A 19,958-nucleotide genomic window follows, 5' to 3' on the forward strand; every position below is an offset into this window, starting at 1 on the left:
ACGCAACTGCGGAAGGGTGCCATGACGCACTACGACGTGATCGTCGTCGGTCTCGGCGGGATGGGCAGCGCCGCGGCGTACCGGCTGGCGCAGCGCGGGCAGCGGGTGCTCGGCGTCGACCAGTTCGCGCCGGTGCACAACCGCGGGTCGAGCCACGGCGGTTCGCGGATCACGCGCCAGGCGTACCTCGAAGGCCCCGAGTACGTCCCGCTGCTGCTGCGGGCCCACGAACTGTGGGCCGGTCTCGAGCGCGACAGCGGACGGCGGCTGTTCACCCGCTGCGGCGGGATCATGGTGGGCACGGCGGATTCGCGGACGATCACCGGCAGCGTGGCGTCGGCCCAGGCCTTCGGCATCCCGCACGAACTCCTGGACGCGGCCGAAATCCGGCGCCGGTTCCCCACGATGGCGCCGGCTCCGGACGAGGTCGCGCTGTACGAGCCGGGCGCCGGGCTGGTGTCACCCGAAGGCAGCGTCGCCGCGCACCTGCAGCTCGCCGCGCGGTGCGGCGCCGAACTGCACCACGAGGAGAAGGTCTTCACCTGGAACACCACGGCCGGCGGGGTGCGCATCGGGACGTCGCACAACTACTACACGGCCGACCGCCTGGTGCTGTGCCCCGGCGCGTGGGCCGGTGAGCTGCTGCACGGCTTCGGCGTCACCTTCACGGTCCGGCGGCAGGTGCAGTACTGGTTCGCGCCGTCGGGCGGGATCGCACCGTTCCGGGACCACCCGGTCTACCTCTGGGAAGCCGACGGCTACACGTTCTACGGCTTCCCGGCGCACAACGCGCCCGCGGACGGCGTGAAGGTCGCGTTCCACGGCGGCGGCCGGACGTGCACGCCCGACGGCATCGACCGGGCGGTGTCCGGCGACGAGGTCCACGAGATCGCGTCCGTGGTGAAGCGGCACCTCCCGACGCTGCCCGGCGCGTTCCTCCGGGCCGCGACCTGCATGTACACCGACACGGCCGACGAAAGCTTCGTGCTCGCCCCGCACCCGGAGGAAGAGCGGGTGGTGCTCGCGTGCGGGTTTTCCGGCCACGGCTTCAAGTTCGCGCCGGTGATCGGCGAAATCCTCGCCGACCTGGTCGTCGAGGGCGCCACCGCGCACCCGATCGCGCAGTTCGACCCGGTCCGGCTACTGCCCTAGCAGCGTCGTCGCCAGTGCTTCGAGGTCCACGCCCGCGACGCCGTCGAGGACGTGCCAGGGCGCGAGCCAGCCCGACGCGGCCAGCTCGTCGTAGACGGCCGCGCACCGCCGCTGCAGGCCGTCGTCGGTCTCGAAGGCGTCGCGCTCCCGGCCGGTTTCGGTCTCCGCACGCCGCTCGGCGCGCTCGGCCGCGACCGCCGGGGCGACGCGCAGCAGGAGGTGCGCGTCCGGGCGGGGCAGGCCGAAGCGGTCGACCTCCAGCTCCCACACCCACTTCACGACTTCGCCGGCGGCGTCCTGGCGCAGGCGCGCGGCCGCGTACGCGGCGTTGGAAGCGACGTACCGGTCGAGCAGGACGACGTCGTGCGCGCTCCGCAGCGCGCGGATCTCGTCCGCGGCGCCGCTGCGGTCCAGCGCGTAGAGCATGGCCATGCCGTACACCGAGTCGGCGAGGTCGCCGTGCCCGCGGTGCAGTGCCTCGCGGACGAGGTCCGCGTGCACGCTCTTGCCGTAGCGGGGGAACGCCAGCGACGCGACACTCGCGCCCTTCGCGCCCAACGCCGTCGTCAGCCCGTCCGCGAGCGTGCGCTTGCCCGCGCCGTCGAGCCCTTCGATGACCACCAGTCGACCCACGCCGGTCACAGTAACGGTGGTGGACCGGCGGGCTCGGTGGAAGGGGATCGACGCCGAGCCCGCCGGTTCGTCTATGCGGCGTGCCGCCGCAGGTGGAGCACGTACCCGGCGCCGCTGACGGCCAGCACGCCGACCAGGATCAGCAGCGGCACCCAGCCGGTGTCGTGGCCGGACGGCGCCGCGCCGCCGTCGCCGCGGGGCATCACCTGGGACGTGGCGTCGAAGCCGCCCGCCTCGCCGTCGCGGGAGTAGGCCGAGCCGGGGAGCTTGTCGGCGTAGCGTTTCCCGACGATCTGCTGGTAGCCGGCGATCGCCCGGCCGTCGGCCAGCGAGGTCACCTGGCCGTCGCGGACCGCGTACCAGGCGTCGACCTGCGGTTCGTGCAGCAGCTGGGCGCCCGCGGGCAGCTTCCTGGCGTACTCGCCTTCGACGTCGCCCGAGGCGATGTTGCCGACCTGCCAGGTGCCGTCCGCGCCGCGGACCGACCAGAGCGTCGCGGTCCGGCCGTCGGAGGCACGCGCGGGGATCGCGAAGTAAGCGAAGTCACCTGGCGCCGCGTCGGGCTTGCCCGCGACGAAGTCCGGCGACAGCTCGTACACGGGGTACGCGTCCGGGGCGATCTGCACCTGCACCGGGCCGTGGGCGTCCGGCGCCTGGGCGAAGAACCGGAAGAGGACGTCCTGGAACCCCGCGGCCGCGTGGTGCGCCGCGGAGGCGTCGGCGCTGCTGATGCCGGCGGCCTGGGCCGCGCCTGACACCGGAGCCGTCATCAGCAGCGCCGCGCCGGTCAGCACGGCGAGCACGAGCGCCCGCCTGCTCATCGGGCGATCCCGGTGAGCGTGTGCGTCCAGGTGAAGGAGGAATTGTGCGCGTAGTACCCGTAGGTCGACCAGTTGTAGCGCTTGGCCGGGCCGGGGTCGCCCCAGAACACCCAGTCGCCGCGGGTGTCGTAGCCGTACAGGACGTGCACGTGGCCGCCGCCCGAGCGGTAGCCGACGCGGGTCTCGACCGGCCGGTTCGCCGCGGTCTGCGTCCGGACGTCGGCGTAGGAGATGCGCCGGTCGAGGTAGCGGCCGGGCGAGCCGAAGCCGAGCCGGGCGAACGCGCGCTGCGGGTCGGCGAGCGTGCCGGGGAGGTTGGCGCAGTCGGTGCCGGTCTCGTCGTGGGCGAGCTGGCAGAACCGCGTCTGGCTGACGGCCGCGCCGTGGTAGGCGGCGATGGTGGCGCCCGCGCCCGCCCAGCACCACTGGTTCTTCTGCTGGAGCTGCAGGGCGATCTGGTTCCGGTAGGTCGACGGCACTCCGGGCGCGGCTCCGGCGGTGACCGGCGCGACCAGGCACAACAGCAGGCTCACGGCCAGTACGGCGTGGACCTGGCTCGACTTCACCAGCACAGATGGCCTCCTGTGGAGGAGTGGGCGAACCAGCGGTGGTCACAACGGTGAACAACGCGGTCACAAGGAGCAAGAACGCCATCCGGAGGAACGGACCGTTCCGGGGGACAGCCGGAACGCGGAACGCTCACCTCAACGAGGCCAACCACCCTGAACGGGGGTCGGCACGGCCACTCTACGCTGCTACCGTGAACGTTCCGCGGTGTTCACGCCCAGCGCACACACTGGTCGGGTGAAGGGACGAGCGGTGGCACAAGACGGGAACCTCCCACTGATCATCGATGGCGCCCGCACGACCCGGGCATCGGTCGCCGAACTGCCGAAAGAGCTGACCGAGGCACTCCGTACCGGCGAGTTCCACCATGCGCTGAGACTGGCGATCGCCTACCGCGGCCTGTCGCTGGCCCGGCTGCGCGCCCACCTCGCGCTGCGCGGCGTCCAAATCGGACAGTCAACGCTGAGTTACTGGCAGCGCGGGCTGCGTCAGCCCGAGGTGCCGAAGGCGCTGCCGGCGGTCCGGGCGCTGGAATCGGTCCTCCAGCTGCCCGCGGACGCCCTGGTGGTGCTGATCGGGCCGCGACTGGTCCGCCGCGGCCACCAGCCGGCGGCGTCGTTCCACGACCTGCGATCCGGTGACATGGGGTCGATCGTCGAGGACCTCCTGGCCGAGCTGGGCGCGTACCCGTCGTCGAACCACTACAACGCCGACCTCGAGCTGCTGTCGGTCCACGACACGATCACGTTCGACGCGGAACACCGCCAGGTCAGCCTGCGCACGCGGCTGGTGACGCGGGCGCGGCGCCATGGGCCGGACCGGTATCTGACGGTGTACAACGGCGACCCGGGCTGCCGCATCGACGACGTCGAGCTGATCACGGACGAGGGCTGCCGGGTCGGGCGGATGCGCCGCAACCCGGACGCGGACACGATGGCGACGGAGCTGCTGTTCGACCGCAAGCTGGCCGAGGGCGACATCCACGTGTTCTGCTTCGAGGTCCGCGACGACTCGGGCTCGGCTTCGCCGGGCTACTACCGGATGCTGCGGGACCGCTGCGCGAGTTACCTGGTCCAGCTGCGGTTCGACCGGAACGCGCTCCCGGCCCGGTGCACGCGGCAGGTCCGGGCCCGCGACGACGCGCTGCCGGTGGTGGCGGAGGAGCTGCCGTGCGACATGGGCGGCGTGAGCAGCGCGTTCTTCAGCGACGCCGGACCGGGCCTGGCCGGCGTCGCCGTGGAGTGGAACTGACGTGATGCCCCGCTGATCACGTGTGATGCCCCTCCAGTCACGCGTGATGCCCGGTTGCGCACGGCCGGACCGGGTCGGCTCGCGTGCTCCGGGGCGGGAGACGCGTGATCAGGGGCGGAACATGCGTGATTGCGGACGGGACTCGCGTGATTGGGCGCGTGACTCGCGTGATCAGCGGGGCATCTCGCGTGATTGGGTGGGCATCTCGCCGGTGGCCGCGACCTTCACAGCACCTCGAAGCCGTTCGCCTTGGCCGCATCGGCTTGGCGCTCGTCGCGGGTGACGAAGGTGACGGGTTCGCCGCCGGTGAGTTCCGCGGTGTCGTGCATGGCGACCGCGATGTGGATCGCGTCCAGGGTGCGCACCGGGTAGTTCTCGGTGACCAGCCGCCGGGCCGCCGGAATGACCCGGTTCGGGTTGAAGGGGATGAGCACCAGGTCACCGTCCGGGGAGGCGAGGTGATCGAAGTGCGCCAGCATCGCCGCCGGATCGGGAATCCGGCCGGTCCGCTTGGCGGCCGTCATGGCACCGGCGAATTCGATGCGGGTGAAGTCGCTGCTGACCACCGGGGCAGCGCCCTCCAGGAGCAGCTTGCGGAACTTGTCGTGCTCCGGCTCATCGTGGAGGTAAGCCGTGACCAGCGCGCTGGTGTCCACGTAGAGCACGGTCACCACTCCCCTCGGGTCCAGTCGAGCGCTTCGCTCACAGCCGTGCCCCAGCCACGAGACATCTCTTCGAGCTCGTCCAGGGTCGGCACGTGAGCCGGCGGCTCCACGTGCACGACCTTGCCTTCGGCGATCATGCGCCGCTTCCATTCCGCACGAGTTTCCGTCTTTGCCACGATTCCCCTCAACGCCTCTGTGACCAGGTCGTTCATGCTGCGCCCCTGGGCTTCGGCCAGCGCCTTCAGCCGGGCGTGCAGCTCGTCGTCGATCCTCGTGATCAACTGCTTCACGACACCATGATAACACGTCACCCATTCGTGCTATCACTGTCACAAACGCAGAACAAAGGGCCGCCCCGAACACTTTCGGGGCGGCCCTGACCAGCGAAACTCAGTACCGGTAGTGCTCCGGCTTGAACGGGCCTTCGACGTCCACGTCGATGTACTCGGCCTGCTCCTTGGTCAGCTTGGTGAGCTCCCCACCCAGCGCCTCCAGGTGAATGCGAGCCACCTTCTCGTCGAGCTTCTTCGGCAGCCGGAAGACCTCGTTGTCGTACTCCTCGTGCTTGGTGAACAGCTCGATCTGCGCGATCACCTGGTTCGAGAAGCTGTTCGACATCACGAACGACGGGTGCCCGGTCGCGTTGCCCAGGTTCAGCAGGCGCCCCTCGGACAGCACGATGATCGTGTTGCCGTTCGGGAAGATCCACTCGTCGACCTGCGGCTTGATGTTGATCCGGCGGATCCCCGGGTACCGGGCGAGCCCCGCCATGTCGAGCTCGTTGTCGAAGTGGCCGATGTTGCCCAGGATGGCCTGGTGCTTCATCTTCGCCATGTGCTCGACCAGCACGACGTCCTTGTTGCCGGTCGTCGTGATCACGATGTCGGCCTCGGGCAGCGCGTTCTCCAGCGTGCGGACCTGGTAGCCGTCCATCGCCGCCTGCAGGGCGCAGATCGGGTCGATCTCCGTCACGATCACGCGCGCGCCCTGGCCGCGCAGGGACTCCGCCGCGCCCTTGCCGACGTCGCCGTAGCCGCAGACCACCGCGACCTTGCCGCCGATCAGCACGTCGGTGCCGCGGTTGATGCCGTCGATCAGGGAGTGGCGGATGCCGTAGCGGTTGTCGAACTTGGACTTCGTCACCGCGTCGTTGACGTTGATCGCCGGGAACAGCAGCTCGCCCGCCGCCGCCAGCTGGTAGAGGCGCAGGACGCCGGTCGTGGTCTCCTCCGTGACACCGCGGATGCCCTGGCCGATCTTCGTCCACTTGTCCTTGTCCGACGCCACCGAGGCGCGCAGCAGCTCGAGGAACACGCGGAACTCGTCGGAGGTGTTCTCGTCCGGGGTCGGCACGACGCCGGCCTTCTCGAACTCGGTGCCCTTGTGCACCAGCATCGTGGCGTCACCGCCGTCGTCGAGGATCATGTTCGGGCCCTCGCCGTCCCAGGTGAGCATCCGCTCGGTGCACCACCAGTACTCCTCGAGCGACTCGCCCTTCCACGCGAAGACCGGGACACCCTTGGGCTCCTCGGTCGTGCCGTGCGGGCCGACGACGACGGCCGCGGCCGCGTGGTCCTGCGTCGAGAAGATGTTGCAGGACGCCCAGCGCACCTCGGCGCCCAGCGCCACCAGCGTCTCGATCAGCACCGCGGTCTGCACGGTCATGTGCAGCGAGCCCGACACGCGCGCCCCGCGCAGCGGGTAGACCTCCGCGTATTCGCGCCGCAGCGCCATCAGTCCCGGCATCTCGTGCTCGGCGAGGCGGATCTCCTTGCGGCCGAACTCGGCGGCCTCGAGGTCGGCGACGGCGAACTCGATGCCGTTGCGGGTCTCGTGCCGCTTGGCAACGCTTTCGGGGGTCATAGTGGCGATTCCTCCAAGACTCGATGACACCCGAACACTACCGTTGTCCGCTCGACTGTCACTGGAAGTGTTAGGAGGCCCTTACCGTGCCCATGCCCGGCCCGGACACCCGCGTCGTGGAAATCCGCGTCGCCGGGCTCGTGGGCACCAGCGGGGAAACGCTGCTCGACGCGGTTTCGACCGTCGACGTCGCCGGCGACGGACTGGGCCGCGTGATCCGCCCGGCGGACCGGCTGCGCCGCCCGGCACCCGGCCCGGTGCTGCCGGCGCTGGGCCGGTCGATCCCGCGGACCCTCGAGGGCTACCTCTGGCACGGCATGACTTCGGGCGGCGCCGCGAAGGCCACCTGGGCGCTGCTGTTCCCGTTCTCCCTGGCCAACGTCTGCTTCTGGATGCTGCCCCCGGTCCCGCCGGAGAGCCGCCTCGCCCGCGGCCTCGCGGCCGTCTGCCGCGGGCTGCTGCGCGTCGGCGCCCTGCTGCTGACGATGCTGCTGATGGGCCAGCTCGCGGCGATCGCGCTCGACCTTTTCGCCGCGCAGTGCCTCGCGCCCGGGTCGGGCTGCCTGCCGGTGGTCCCCGACGTCCTCCGCACGACGGCCGCCCGGATCGCCGTCGGCGTGCTGCCGCTGCTCGCCGTGATCTTCGTGCTGCACCGGATTTCCAGCGCGACCTGGGCGGTGCACGCCGACGGCGACCTCACCGGCGGTCCGCTGCGGATGCGCGCCGACCCGGAGACCCCGGCGCTGCGCTGCCTGCACACCGTCGCGGCGCTGGCCTCGGTCGCGCTGCTGCTGCTCGGCGGGCCGTTCCGCGTGCCGGGCGGCAGCGTGGACCTCGTGGCCTGGATCGTCACCCTCTCCGTGGTGCTCGCCACCGTCGTCGCCGCGGCGATCGGCGTCGACACCGGCCGGTTCGCGCGGCCCGGCGTGCTCGCCTTCGCGACGCTGCTCGTCATCGTCGCCGCGGTCCGGCTCAGGCCGGGCACGGGGCCGCTGCCCGGCACGAACGGCGTCGTCGAAGGCCTCGGTGCGGCCCTGGTCGCCGTCACCGTGCTGTTCGCGTTCTTCCTCGTCCCGGCGGCACTGCTGGCCCGTCCCGGCTGGAAGCACAAGCCACAGCGGCTGCGGCCGTGGCTGGGCGGTTGGGCCGCCGCGCCGGTGCTCGCGCTGGCGGGCCTGCTCGGCGGCGGCTTCGGTGCCGGGCTCGCCGAAGCGCTGCGACGGCTTTCCGGGGCGGAACACCTGAAGGTGCCGGACACGTACTTGCTGGTCACCGTCCTTTGGGGCGCCGGGCTGGCGCTGGCCGCGGTGCTCGGCGTGCTGGGTTTCGCGGTCGCCGTCCCGTTGCGGCGGCTGCGGCGGGGCATCCCCGAGATCGTCGAGCTGATGGAGCACGACGAGCGGCAGGAGGCCCAGGCCGCGGCGGCCTGGGCGCGGTCGGCGTGGGAACGGCGGCACCTGCACCACCTGGCACTGGCGGTCGCGTGCGCGATGTCCGCGGGTGGCGCGGGCCTGCTGGTGCTGCGGTTCGGGTTCGGCCTGGTCCCCGGCTGGTTCGGCCCGCTGTCCGCGATCGGCGTGGTCGCGCTCGGCGCGCTGGCCGCGGGCCTGCTGCGGGTGGTCTACACGGCCGCGCGCACCCCGCAGCGCAGCCGGCACCTCGGGGCGCTGGCCGACCTGGTCTGCTTCTGGCCGCGGGCGGCGCACCCGACGGTCCCGCCCTGCTACGCGCTGAAGGTCGTCCCGGAGCTGGCCGCGCGGGCCCGCGAGCACCTCGCCGACCCCGGCACGCGCGTGGTGCTCTCCGGCTACAACCTGGGCAGCCTGCTGACGATCATGGCCGCCGCCCGGCTGGCGGCCGAGCTTCCGGCGGCCGACCTCGAGCGCGTCGGCGTGCTGACGGCCGGGTCGCCGTTGCAGTGGGGCTACCAGCGTGCTTTCCCGGCTCTGCTGCCGCAGGAAGCGCTGGAACGGCTCTTCGCCGACCTCGACGGCCGCTGGCGGGCCCTGTGCCGCGGCACCGACATCTTCGGTGGCGGCGTGACGACCTGGCGGCACTCGGTCGCCGACCGGCGGCTGCATGGCGTCGGCTTCCTGCCTGAGGGCGGCTGCGGCCCGGTGTCGGCGACGGCCGACGGCAACGGTGTGCTGATCCTCGGCGGCGACCACTGGCTGCCGGACCCGCTGCGCGGCCCGACCGGGCGGCACCGCTGGGCACCGGGGGTGCTCAAGCACCAGGACTACGTGGTGGACGCCGAATGGGACCACGCCGTCGCGATGGCGGCGGGCCTCGGCAAGCCGTCCTGGGGCGAGCAGGGCTCTCTGTTCGGGGACCTGCCCCCGAAACGGTGAAGGCCCCTCGCGCGCGGAGCGAGGGGCCTTCGACCGGGAACTAGCTCAGCTTCACTCGGAAGCCTTGCGGCGGAACTTCAGCAGCGCCAGCAGGCCGCCACCGGCGGCGAGCAGCAGCGCGCCGACCCAGATCAGCCAGCTGTTGTCGAAACCGGTGTTGGCGAGGCCGCCGCCGGTGCCCGACTCGTTGCCCGCCGGCACGACGGCCGCGGCCGTGGTGCTGCTGGTCGGCGAAACGGAGGTCGGCGAGGTCGCCGGGGTGGTCGGCTTCGCGGTCTCGGACGTCGCCGGCGGCTTGGTCGGCGTCGCCGTCGCCGTCGTGGTGCTGGTCTGCGGCGGCTTGGTGGTCTTCGTGCCGCAGAGGAACCAGTCTTCGACCTTCGGCTGGCTGCCGTTGTAGTTGAACGGCGCGCGCAGGTCGTTCCACGGCGCGTTCTTGTCGAGCTTCTTGCCCGGCGTGTAGTCGTTGAAGCCGTCGTCGCCGCCGACGACCACGATGCGGGTGACCGTGACACCCTCGTTGACCGACTTGATGTTCAGCCGGGTGTTGTTCTTGGTCAGCTCGAAGACGACGTCCTTCTTGTCGAGGACCTTGCCGTCGGCACACGGCGTCGGCTTGCCCGGCGTCGGGTGGGGACGGTTGTCGTCGCTGTAGCAGGCCAGAGCGGAACCGGCGGTCCCGATGAGGGCAGCGGTGGTGAGCGCCATGACCGCCACGGCGCCGCGGAAGGAACGTCTGCGCATGAGTTCTCCAGTACCGAACGGGGGATGAACAGCAAAATCGGGGGTCGGCGTACCACTGCGCGTGAAATCACGCGGCTGTAATTCACCCGTCAGTGGCACACGAAGGATCGAAAGGTATCGCACGTCACCCGACCGCTTACAGGGGGTCCCCCTTTGCGCATAAATCGCAAGATCCTCTTGATCAAGCCGTAACCTCGCATTAAGCAACCAAACGCAAAAAGCCCCGCCGACCTGGGCGTCCAGGAAGGCGGGGCTTTTGCCGTGCAAGTCAGGCGTCGGGCGCCTTCACGGGTTCGTCGAGGCCTTCGGCCTGCCGCTTGCCGAGCAGCGAATGCCGGCGGCTGTACCCGAAGTAGAGCACCACGCCCAGCACCATCCAGGCGAGGAACCGCAGCCAGGTCAGCACGGTCAGGTTCAGCATCAGCCACAGGCAGGCGAGGATGGCCAGGATCGGGATCAGCGGCACCAGCGGCACCTTGAACGCCCGGGGCAGGTCGGGCCGCTTCCGGCGCAGGATCAGCACGCCCGCCGAGACGAGAACGAACGCGAAGAGCGTGCCGACGTTGACCATTTCCTCGAGCTTGTCCGCCGGGAAGAACCCGGCCGCGAGGGCGACCAGGCCGCCGACGATGAGCGTCGCGCGCTTCGGCGTGCCGTTCTCGCCGGTCTTCGCCAGGCCGCGCGGCATCAGGCCGTCACGGGACATCGCGTAGATGATCCGGACCTGGCCCAGCATGAGCACCATGACGACGGTGGTCAGGCCGGCCAGCGCGCCGAAGGAGATGATGTTGGCCGCCCAGTCGACGCCGTTCGCGGAGAACGCCGTGGCGAGGGTCTTGTGGCTGCCGTCGCCCGCCTTCGTCGCCAGGTCCTTGTACGAGGTCATGCCGACGACCACCAGCGACACCGCGACGTACAGCACGGTCACGATGGCCAGCGAGCCCATGATCCCGCGCGGCACGGCCTTCTGCGGGTTCCTGGTCTCCTCCGCAGTGGTCGCGACGATGTCGAAGCCGATGAACGCGAAGAACACGAGCGAAGCGCCGGCCAGCAGGCCGAAGACGCCGAACGAGCTGCTCGCGCCGCCCGCGATCAGGGAGAACAGCGACTGGTCGACACCCGTCTGGCCGGCCCCGCCGGTCTCGCCCGGCGGGATGTACGGCGTGTAGTTGGCGCCCTTGATGTAGAAGAGCCCGAGGATGATCACGAACAGCACCACGGCGACCTTGATCCCGGTGATCACCATCGAGACCCGCGAAGACAGCTTCGTGCCGACGGCCAGCAGCGTCGTCAGGATCGCCACGACGAGCAGCGCGCCCCAGTCGACGGTCACGCTCCCGATGTCGAACGTCGTCTTCGTGCCCTTGCCGAAGAGGTAGCCGAGCACGGTTTCGAGGTACACCGACCAGCCCTTGGACACCGCCGCCGCGCCGACGGCGAGCTCGAGGATCAGGTCCCAGCCGATGATCCACGCCATGAACTCGCCGAAGGTGGCGTAGGAGAACGTGTACGCGCTGCCCGCCACCGGCACGGTCGAGGCGAACTCGGCGTAGCACAGCGCCGCCAGCGCGCAGGCGATCGCGGCGAACACGAAGGCGAGCGAAACCGACGGCCCGGCGTAGTCGCCCGCCGTGCGCGCGGTCAGCGTGAAGATGCCGGCCCCGATGACGACGGCGACGCCGAAGACCGTGAGGTCCCACGCGCTGAGGTTGCGCCGGAGCTTGGTGTCCGGCTCGTCGGTGTCCTTGATCGACTGTTCGATCGATTTAGTGCGCCACAATCCCGTTCCGGGCACCGTTGACCTCCTGCGGCTGGCCTGCATGTATCGCAGTAGGTCACCCTATCGGGTCAGGTCCGTGACGGCTCGCCGAAGACGGTCCCGGCTAGCGCGCGAGACTGCGGTCCAGGTCCGGTTCGAGGTAGATCAGCTTGGCCACCGGCACCTTGGCGCGGACGCGGGCCTCGGCGTCGTCGATGGCCTTCGCGACCTCGGCGGTGTCGAGCCCCGGCACCAGCGCCAGCTTCGCCGCGACGAGCAGCTCGTCCGGGCCCAGGTACTGGGTGCGGATGTGGATGACCCGCTCGACCTTGCCCGCGGCGAGCTCGTCGACGATGGTCGCGAGGACGCCCTCGGTGGCGCCTTCGCCGATGAGCAGGCTCTTCATCTCGATGATCAGGATGATCGCGATGACGCCGAGCAGCGCGCCGATCGCGAGGGTGCCGACGCCGTCCCAGACGGGGTCGCCGGTGACCACCGACAGCCCGACGCCCAGCAGCGCGAAGACCAGGCCGAGCAGCGCGCCGGCGTCCTCGAGCAGCACGACGGGCAGCTCGGGCTCCTTGGCCTGGCGGATGAAGCCCCACCAGCTCGCGTTGCCCTTGATCTTCTTCGACTCGCCGACGGCGGTGTAGAAGCTGTAACCCTCCAGCGCGACCGCGACCAGCAGGATGATCACGGCGACGATCGGTGATTCGAGCGGCTCCGGGTGGCCGATCTTGTGGATGCCTTCGTAGATCGCGAAAGCCGAGCCGAGCGTGAAGAGCATCAGCGCGACGATGAAGGAGTAGAAGTACCGGTCGCGGCCGTAGCCGAAGGGGTGTTCCTTGTCGGCTTCCCGCTTCGAGGTTTTCTGCCCGAGCAGCAGCAGGCCCTGGTTCGTGGTGTCGGCCAGCGAGTGCACCGACTCGGCCAGCATCGACGACGACCCCGTGACGAGGAAGCCGACGAACTTCGCCGCCGCGATCCCGGCGTTCGCCCCGAGCGCGGCGAGGATCGCCTTGGTTCCGCCTCCAGCTGACACGACCGCTCCCCTGGTAGGTCCTGATTTGTCCGGGTGGAGCCTAATGGGAACGGTCCCGTCCGGTCGTCACCGGCCGGAGAGTCGCTCAGGCGATGGCGGCGATGTCACCGTCCTCGAAGTAGATCGCCTGGTGCAGCCGGCCACCCAAAGCGGCGGCGTAGCGGGCCAGCACCTCCAAGCCGGAGATCTTGCCCTGTTCGATCTGGGACACCCGGCCCTTGGTGACGCCCATCCGCTCGGCCAGCTGCAGCTGGGTCAAGCCGCGGCCCCGGCGGATCTCGGCGAGGCGGTGGCCTTGGACCACGGCGAGGAGCTCCTGCTTGCCCGCCTCGACCGCTTCCTCGCCGCCGGCCCGCTCGACATGCGTCGCGCGGACGTCCTTCCAACGCGTGTAGCCCGTCATGGTCGGCCCTCCTCTGCCTGGCGTTCCTTCAGATAGCGGTCGTAACGATCCTCGGCCAGTGGGATCGCCTCCCGGTACCAGGCATTCCACTGTCCTGCCTTGTCCCCGGCGACGAGCAGGACACTCGCTCGCCAGGGGTCGAAAACGAACAGGATTCGCACGGTACCGGGCCGCACCTCCTTCAGGTTCTGGATCCGAGACCCGACGATGGTGTCGACCAGCGGCCGCCCCAGGCCCGGGCCACCTTCCGCCAGCGCGTCGATCGCTTGCACGACACGAGCGTGCGTCGCATCGTCCAGCCGCTCGATCCACTCGAGGACTTCGTCCACGACATAGATTTCCCAGTCCTGGCCCGCCATCGTGTGAGTATAGCGATCACTATACTCACACGAACGGGCGATGCCAAGCGCGGTGGTCGAGCGGGTTCTCGCCGCGCATTCCCTCCGGCTCGCCGCAAAGTCGCCGGCCGGCCGCCGAAGATCACCTCAACCGCGGCCACCGGTTCTGTCGTACCCCTTCGCTACCGTGGTTTTTCCTGTCGGCTCCACCCGGGAAGGTGACATGGCGCACTTCGCCGTGCTCGGTCCGCTCGCCGTCGAAAGCCCGCCGGGCCGGTGGGCGGTCCTGCGCGGTGAGCGGCAGCGCACGCTGCTGGCCGTGCTGCTGCTCAACGCCGGCCGGCACGTGCCCGTCGACGTGCTCGTCGAGGCGCTGTGGCCGGACGGCCCACCCAAGTCGTCCGCCTCCAACCTGCACACCTACCTCTCGCGGCTGCGCGACCGGATCGACGGCCTCCAGGTCGAGCACGGTCCGGCCGGCTATCGGCTGCACGTCGAGCCGGAGGAGCTCGACCTGCTCGTCTTCCGGTCCGCCGTCGCCGAAGGGCGGCGGGCCGCGGACCCGGTGGCCGCCGCGGGGCACTACCGGCGGGCGCTCGCGCTGTGGCGGGGGCCGGTGCTGGCCGGGCTGCACGTGCCGCGGCTCGACGCCGACGTCGCCCGGCTGGAGTCCGAGCGGCTCGCGGTGTTCGAAGACTGCGTCGACGCGGAGCTCACCGCGGGGCGGCACGGGGAGCTGACCGGCGAGCTGCAGGCCATGATCACCGAGCACCCGCTGCGCGAACGGCTGGCCGCGCAGCTGATGACCGCGCTGCACCGGGCCGGCCAGCAGGGCAGCGCGCTGGAGGTCTACCGGCGGCTGCGGACCACGCTGATCGAAGAACTCGGCGTCGAACCGGGGGCGGAGGCCCGGCGGGTGCACGCCGCCGTCCTGCGGGGCGAGGACCCGGTGCCGCGGCTGCCGCCCGCGGTGTGGCCGGTGTGCCAGCTGCCGCCGGACATCGGGGACTTCACCGGCCGCGACGCCGAGCTGGCGGAGCTGGCCGAGGTGCTCGACGCGGGCAGCGGCGTCCCCGTCGCGGTGCTCAGCGGCGAGCCGGGTTCAGGCAAGAGCACCCTCGCCGTGCGCGCCGCCCACCGCCTGCGCGCGCGGTTTCCGGACGGCCAGCTGTACGTGCCGCTGGCCGGCCGTGACATCGGGGAGGTCCTGGCCGATCTGCTGCGCGCGCTGGGCGTCCCCGGGCCGGCGGTGCCGGACGACGTGCGGGCGCGCGCGGCGGTGTTCCGCGGACGGCTCACCGACCGGCGGGTGCTGGTGGTGCTCGACGACGCCGTCGACCCCGAGCACGTCCGCACGCTGCTGCCGGGCACGCCGGGCTGCGCGGTGCTCGTGACGAGCCGGCGACGGCTGAGCGGCCTCGCCGGGGCACACCGGCTGGCCCTCGGGCCGCTGTCCGGCGCGGACGCCGCGGAGCTGCTGCACCGGCTCGCCGGGGCGCGGGTGGCCCGGGAGCGCGCCGACGCCGAGCGGATCATCACGGCGTGCGCGCGGCTGCCGCTGGCGTTGCGGATCGCGGGCAGCAGACTCGCCATCCGCCCGCACCTGCGGCTCGGCGAGCTGGCCGGCCGGCTGGAGGACGAGGTCCGCAGGCTCGACGAGCTGACCGTCAGCGACCTCGCCGTCCGGAGCAGCATCGCGCTGAGCTACGAGGGCCTGCGGCCGGCCGCGCGGCGCGCGTTCCGGCTGCTCGGCCGGTGCCGCCTCGCCGACCTGCCGGCCTGGGCGGTCACCACCCTGGTCGACGACCCGGACGAGGCCGTCGAAGAGCTCGTCGAAGCGAGCCTGCTGGAGGCGCGCGGAGCGGATGAGACGGGCGAAGGCCGCTACCGGATGCACGACCTCGTCCGGCTGTTCGCGGCGGAGCTCGACGACCCGGTGCCCAGCGAAGGCCTGCGGACGGTGCTGGCGGCCACGCTCGCCCTCGCCGACGCGGCGGCGGCCCGGCTGCCACGCACGGTGCCGATGCCGCCCCCGGCCCACGCGGCGCCGGCCCAGCCGCTGCCGGATTCACTCGTGGAGCGGTTGCTGGCGCGTCCGGACGACTGGTTCGCCGCCGAGCGCGCGAACCTCGTGCTGCTCCTCGGCACGCTCGGCCCGCGGGACGCCCTGCTGCTGCTCGACCGCCTCGGCGTCTACCTGTACCTGCACGGGCAGTACGCCGACATGCGTGCGGCGTACGAAACGCTCTTGGCCGCGGAGCCCCCGCTGGCGACGGTCGCCGAAGCCACGTTGACGCTGCTGCGGCACGCGCGCGGCGAGTACGAGGAGGCCGCGGCGCGTTACCGCGCGTGCGCCAAGGAGCTGGAGGCGCAGGGCGACCGGCGCACGCACGCGTGGGTGTCGGCGAACCTGGCGCACTGCCTGATCGGCCTGGGTCGCGCGGAAGAGGCACTGGAGACGGCGGCCCACGCTCGCGAACTGTTCACAGTGGACGGTTCGGCCGACCTCGGCTGGGTCCGGGCGGCGGAGTCGGCCGCGTTGCTGCGGCTCGGCCGGATCGTGGAGGCCCGGGAGGTCGACCGGGCGGCCCTGGCGGCGGCGAGGTCGAGCGGCGACGCGCGGGTGCTCGGTGAGGCGCTGCACGGGTTCGCGTGGTCGTCCCTGCTGACGGGCGACGATCCGGGCGCGGTGGCGGCGATCGCGGAATCGGTGGACCTGCTGCGCGGCACGATGGCGCGGTCATCGCTGGCGAAGTCGTTGCGCACTCGTGGCGCGATTTCGGCGGCGACGGGAGCACGCGACGACGCGACGGCGGCGTTCGGGGAGGCCCGCGAGCTGGCGCGGGAGCTGGACGAGCGGCCGCGCGAGCTGTCGTGCACCCGCGCACTGGCGGCGGCCTGGATCGGCGAAGGCCGGGCGGCGCAGGCGATCCCGGTGCTGCGGGCCTGCTTGGACGAGTTCCGCGAGATGGGCAGCAGGGCGGCAACGGGGCTGACGTGGCTGGTGCTGCACCGCGCACACCTCGCAACGGCAGATCCGAAGGCGGCCCAGGAGGCGGAGGCCGAGGCGGCGGAGCTGCTCGACCCGCGCGACGCAAGCGCGGCAGCCCTGCGCCGGGCACTGCTTGCCCTCACCAACCCGGCTTGACGGCCACCCGCACCGGCCCGCTCCTCGCCGAACACGCCCAACTCGACCCGCCGCCGGGGTGCTCGCCCACACCGACCCGACCTGACGCGAGCCGCCACCCGGATGCCGCTCGCCCTCACCAACCCGACCTGACCTGAGTCGCCGCCCGGATGCCGCTCGCCCTCACCAACCCGGCTTGACGCGAGTCGCCGGCCTGGCCGGGTGGTGCTCCCCTCACCACACCGGCCGACCGGCGAGCGCCCCCGGCGAGACCAGGCGGTGCCCCCCTCACCGCACCACCCGCCTCGCCTCGGCCGCCGGGGCGCCGCGGTGGTGCCGCCCCCTCGCGGCACCACCCTCAGCCCACGGACGCCGGGCGAAATCCGACCGGCGCCACCCCCAGCGGACCCGGCGGCGCGCATCAGCGCACCAGGGTCCCCCCTTGGTGTCGATCGTGGCGGACCCCGCCACACGGAACGCACACAGAACCCACCTCGCCCGCCCACAACCCGCCCGAGTACGCGAACCGACCCTCTGGGTACGCAGACCGACCGTTCAGGTACGCAAGCCGACCCTCCAAGTACGCAAGCCGACCCTTCGGGTACGCAGGCCGACCCTTTGGGTACGGCAACCGACTCGGGTGACCTGGGTGGTCAGTCTTCGCAGGTGCCTGCTGTTGCGCGGAAGAGCTGGGCGCGCTCGCCGCCCAGCGCGCGCACGCGGACCGGCGGGTCCGCCGCCGGCAGCCACACCGACTGGCCGCGCCGCAGCTCGACCTCCTCGCCGTCGTCCGCCGTCACCAGCAGGTCGCCCGCGGTGCACAACAGGATCTGGGGGCCGACGCTGTCGACCGAGATCTCGTCGTCCTGGCCCGCGGCCCACTCCACGCGCGACAGCTCGAACTCCGGCGCGTCCGTGCGGTACACCGAAAGACGGCCCCCCGTGTCGCCGCACTGGACCGGCATCTCGCCGCACGCGAAGTCGACCACGCGCAGCAGCTCCGGGACGTCCACGTGCTTCGGCGTCAGGCCGCACCTGAGGATGTTGTCCGAGTTCGCCAGGATCTCGACGGCCGTTCCGTGGAGGTAAAGGTGCAGGTTCCCGGCCGGCAGGTAGATCGCCTCGCCCGCGCGCAGCGTCAGGCGGTTCAGCAGCAACGCCGCCAGTACGCCCGCGTCGCGCGGGTGCGCCTCGCCGAGCTCCAGGATCGTGCGGCACTCGACCGCGAACTCGCCGTGCTCCTGAACGTGCCGGACGCACGCGTCGAGCACCTCGGGCAACAGCGAGTCGAGCGACGGCTGCGGCAGCGTGATCCACGTCGTGAACAGCGCGCGGAGCCCGGACGGGTCCGGCTGGGCCTCCAGCAGCCCGGTGTACTTCGCCAACCCCGGCGTCTCGATGGCCTTGAGCAGCTTCACCGTGCGGTCCGGCGCGCGGAACCCGGCCAGCGCGTGGAACTCCGTCAGCGCGCAGACCAGCTCCGGCTTCGCCGTCGGGTCCGGGTAGTTGCGGTTGGCCGCGTCGCGCGGGATGCCCAGCTTCTCCTCGCGGGCGTGCCCCTCCGCGGCCTGCGCCGCCGACGGGTGCGCCTGCATCGACAGCGGCTCCTCGGCCGCGAGGATCTTCAGCAGGAACGGCAGCCGCCCGCCCCACCGCTTCGCGCACCGCTCGCCGAGCTGGGTCACCGGGTCGGCGTCCACCAGCTCGAGCAGGCTCCGCTCGGTCCCGTCGGGACCGATGACGTGCGACGGGTCACCCGGGTGGGCACCCATCCACAGCTCGGCCTCGGGGTGCGGCGCGGGTACCGGACGGCCCAGCAGCTCGGGGATCGCTGTCCGCGATCCCCAGGCGTAGGGCCGCACCGCGTTGCGCAGCAGCTCCACTGTCACCTCAACTCCACTCCTTCGGCACCGGCCGGGGCCGGTGCTAGGCGGGTCTCACGCCGTCGCAGGCGCGAAGCGGCCCGCGCCGCCGATGCTGCCCGCCGCCAGCCCGAGATAGACCGCCGCCAGTTCGAACCGCAGTGCCAGCACCGCGGCCCGCACGATTTCGTCGGCCTCGATCTCCTCGGCCGGCGCGATGACGTCCGCACCCGGCAGCAGATCCTCGGCCTGGTAGCGCGCCGCGTCCGTGGCCGGACCGGTCCGCACCGAGAGCAACAGCACCCGGGTGGGGATGTCACCAGAGGGATCGTCCGGATCGGCGAAGATGTCACGCTCTCCGCCACCTGATTGCGCCGCCCGCCGCAATGCGGGGCGCGCCAGGGCCTGACGATAGTCCTCGACGTCGCACACCGTGGCCGCGTGGGCGGCGAACGCGTGCGCAGCGTGTTCGCCGACGGCGACCGCGACCGGGTCCAGGCCCCACAGCAGCGGCACGCGGTCGGCGACCCGCAGCGCCAGCGCCTTGGCCGGGTTCGCGAACGACTCCCGCGCCAGGTAGTCCTTTTCGGCTTCGAGGTCCAGCTGGTCGGCGAGCACCTGGACATCGGAGATCAGCAGGCCCAGCGCGTTGGCGGTGAGCAGCCCGGCGGCCAGGCCGCGCGGGAACGCCAGCTCGGGCGGCACCGGGATCCGCGGCGCCAGCAGCAGGCCCTTGCCGGCCACGGCGGCCGCGACCGGCCCTTCCGAGGGCGCCGAAAGCACCACCGAGGCGCCGTAGCGGGCGGCGCGCTCCAGCGACGCGGCGAGCTCGCGGTCGCCGGGGTCGTCGGTGTGCGCGAACACGACGTCGAGCGCGCCGATCCAGCTCGGCACCACTTCGGCGACGACCACCGGGACCGGGCACGACGGCGCCAGGAGGGCAGCCAGCAGCCGGGTGAGCGTGCGGCTCACCCCGGGCCGGTCGATCAGCACGACGGCGCGCGGGCGGCCCATGTCGAGCCGCTCGGACAGCTCCAGCTCCGCGGCCAGCTCGGCGGTCGCCCGCACCTGGGCGCCGGCCATCGCCGCAGCTCGGAGCAACCCCGCGCTGTCGGCCTCGGCCAGCCGCGCGGGGTCGTCGAGCAGTGTGTCGTCAAGCACTGTCGGCATCGGAGTTTCCGTTGTTCCCCGGCACGGTGGCTTCGTCCAGGAGCAGCACCGGGATGCCGTCACGGACCGGGTACACCCGGCCGCATTCCGTGCACGTCAGCGCGTCGGCCTCGGGGTCGTCCGGGGTGCCCGGCCGGAGCGGGGCGTGATCGGGCGACGGGCACGCCAGGATCTCGAGGAGCTGGGCGTCGAGCGTGATGGCCATGGTTC

18 protein-coding genes are annotated in these 19,958 nt (G+C 71.9%); 4 read left to right on the forward strand and 14 right to left on the reverse strand.

Annotated features, from left to right (window positions below; all coding sequences use genetic code 11):
- Nucleotides 1–21 precede the first annotated feature (21 nt).
- Complete coding sequence (gene solA, locus ACFPLC_RS06245; protein WP_378188995.1) at nt 22–1,152, forward strand: N-methyl-L-tryptophan oxidase; 1,131 nt, start codon at nt 22–24, stop codon at nt 1,150–1,152.
- Here solA and ACFPLC_RS06250 read toward each other — a convergent pair.
- From ACFPLC_RS06250 to ACFPLC_RS06260, 3 genes are all read right to left on the reverse strand, one after another.
- Complete coding sequence (locus tag ACFPLC_RS06250) at nt 1,141–1,794, reverse strand: dTMP kinase (protein ID WP_229903039.1); 654 nt, start codon at nt 1,792–1,794, stop codon at nt 1,141–1,143. The two genes, solA and ACFPLC_RS06250, sit on opposite strands and share 12 nt — an antisense overlap.
- Before the next feature lie 62 nt (nt 1,795–1,856).
- Entirely contained in the window at nt 1,857–2,606 is a 750-nt protein-coding gene (locus ACFPLC_RS06255; protein WP_378188996.1) for a hypothetical protein, read from the reverse strand.
- Entirely contained in the window at nt 2,603–3,178 is a 576-nt protein-coding gene (locus tag ACFPLC_RS06260; protein WP_378188997.1) for a papain-like cysteine protease family protein, read from the reverse strand. Before ACFPLC_RS06260 ends, ACFPLC_RS06255 begins: the two co-directional genes overlap by 4 nt.
- Nucleotides 3,179–3,425: 247 nt before the next feature.
- On the opposite strand from ACFPLC_RS06260, the gene ACFPLC_RS06265 reads away from it, so the two are divergent.
- Nucleotides 3,426–4,424: a hypothetical protein gene (locus ACFPLC_RS06265; protein ID WP_191315215.1), complete on the forward strand. Its 999-nt coding sequence runs from the start codon at nt 3,426–3,428 to the stop codon at nt 4,422–4,424.
- A 224-nt stretch (nt 4,425–4,648) separates the two neighbouring features.
- Here ACFPLC_RS06265 and ACFPLC_RS06270 read toward each other — a convergent pair whose 3' ends face one another.
- The 3 genes from ACFPLC_RS06270 to ahcY all read right to left on the reverse strand — a co-directional run bounded on the left by ACFPLC_RS06270 (nt 4,649) and on the right by ahcY (nt 6,952).
- Nucleotides 4,649–5,098 carry a type II toxin-antitoxin system VapC family toxin gene (locus tag ACFPLC_RS06270; RefSeq protein WP_191315216.1) on the reverse strand — a complete coding sequence of 150 codons (450 nt, stop codon included), beginning with the start codon at nt 5,096–5,098 and terminating at the stop codon, nt 4,649–4,651.
- Nucleotides 5,092–5,379, reverse strand: coding sequence for a CopG family ribbon-helix-helix protein (locus tag ACFPLC_RS06275; protein ID WP_378188998.1), 288 nt, complete (start codon nt 5,377–5,379; stop codon nt 5,092–5,094). Before ACFPLC_RS06275 ends, ACFPLC_RS06270 begins: the two co-directional genes overlap by 7 nt.
- Nucleotides 5,380–5,479: 100 nt before the next feature.
- Nucleotides 5,480–6,952: an adenosylhomocysteinase gene (gene ahcY, locus ACFPLC_RS06280; protein ID WP_191315218.1), complete on the reverse strand. Its 1,473-nt coding sequence runs from the start codon at nt 6,950–6,952 to the stop codon at nt 5,480–5,482.
- Nucleotides 6,953–7,044: 92 nt separating this feature from the next.
- On the opposite strand from ahcY, the gene ACFPLC_RS06285 reads away from it, so the two are divergent.
- Nucleotides 7,045–9,303 (forward strand): hypothetical protein, encoded by a 2,259-nt coding sequence (locus ACFPLC_RS06285; RefSeq protein WP_378189077.1) that lies wholly within the window; start codon nt 7,045–7,047, stop codon nt 9,301–9,303.
- 51 nt (nt 9,304–9,354) lie between these two features.
- Here ACFPLC_RS06285 and ACFPLC_RS06290 read toward each other — a convergent pair whose 3' ends face one another.
- The 5 genes from ACFPLC_RS06290 to ACFPLC_RS06310 form a co-directional block, all read right to left on the reverse strand.
- Nucleotides 9,355–10,047, reverse strand: coding sequence for an LPXTG cell wall anchor domain-containing protein (locus ACFPLC_RS06290; RefSeq protein WP_378188999.1), 693 nt, complete (start codon nt 10,045–10,047; stop codon nt 9,355–9,357).
- Nucleotides 10,048–10,315: 268 nt separating this feature from the next.
- A complete protein-coding gene (locus ACFPLC_RS06295) occupies nt 10,316–11,842 on the reverse strand; it encodes an amino acid permease (RefSeq protein WP_378189000.1) in 1,527 nt (508 codons plus the stop codon).
- A gap of 88 nt (nt 11,843–11,930) precedes the next feature.
- Nucleotides 11,931–12,848 carry a cation diffusion facilitator family transporter gene (locus ACFPLC_RS06300; protein WP_378189001.1) on the reverse strand — a complete coding sequence of 306 codons (918 nt, stop codon included), beginning with the start codon at nt 12,846–12,848 and terminating at the stop codon, nt 11,931–11,933.
- Nucleotides 12,849–12,933: 85 nt separating this feature from the next.
- On the reverse strand, nt 12,934–13,251 hold the full coding sequence (locus ACFPLC_RS06305; RefSeq protein ID WP_378189002.1) for a helix-turn-helix domain-containing protein: 318 nt from the start codon (nt 13,249–13,251) through the stop codon (nt 12,934–12,936).
- A complete protein-coding gene (locus ACFPLC_RS06310; RefSeq protein WP_378189003.1) occupies nt 13,248–13,610 on the reverse strand; it encodes a type II toxin-antitoxin system RelE/ParE family toxin in 363 nt (120 codons plus the stop codon). The genes ACFPLC_RS06305 and ACFPLC_RS06310 overlap by 4 nt, the downstream gene beginning before the upstream one ends.
- Nucleotides 13,611–13,812: 202 nt before the next feature.
- On the opposite strand from ACFPLC_RS06310, the gene ACFPLC_RS06315 reads away from it, so the two are divergent.
- Nucleotides 13,813–16,737 (forward strand): AfsR/SARP family transcriptional regulator, encoded by a 2,925-nt coding sequence (locus ACFPLC_RS06315; protein WP_378189004.1) that lies wholly within the window; start codon nt 13,813–13,815, stop codon nt 16,735–16,737.
- A 632-nt stretch (nt 16,738–17,369) separates the two neighbouring features.
- On the opposite strand, the gene manA is transcribed toward ACFPLC_RS06315, so the two are convergent.
- Genes manA through ACFPLC_RS06330 form a run of 3 tightly spaced genes read right to left on the reverse strand, consistent with a single transcriptional unit; the run spans nt 17,370 to nt 19,953 of the window.
- Nucleotides 17,370–18,599: a mannose-6-phosphate isomerase, class I gene (manA, locus tag ACFPLC_RS06320; protein WP_378189078.1), complete on the reverse strand. Its 1,230-nt coding sequence runs from the start codon at nt 18,597–18,599 to the stop codon at nt 17,370–17,372.
- 54 nt (nt 18,600–18,653) lie between these two features.
- Nucleotides 18,654–19,748 carry a hypothetical protein gene (locus ACFPLC_RS06325; RefSeq protein WP_364256285.1) on the reverse strand — a complete coding sequence of 365 codons (1,095 nt, stop codon included), beginning with the start codon at nt 19,746–19,748 and terminating at the stop codon, nt 18,654–18,656.
- Nucleotides 19,732–19,953 carry a Trm112 family protein gene (locus ACFPLC_RS06330; RefSeq protein ID WP_191315226.1) on the reverse strand — a complete coding sequence of 74 codons (222 nt, stop codon included), beginning with the start codon at nt 19,951–19,953 and terminating at the stop codon, nt 19,732–19,734. The genes ACFPLC_RS06325 and ACFPLC_RS06330 overlap by 17 nt, the downstream gene beginning before the upstream one ends.
- Nucleotides 19,954–19,958 lie beyond the last annotated feature (5 nt).

The sequence above is a fragment of the Amycolatopsis plumensis genome (genome assembly GCF_042652605.1).
Lineage (GTDB): Bacteria > Actinomycetota > Actinomycetes > Mycobacteriales > Pseudonocardiaceae > Amycolatopsis > Amycolatopsis plumensis.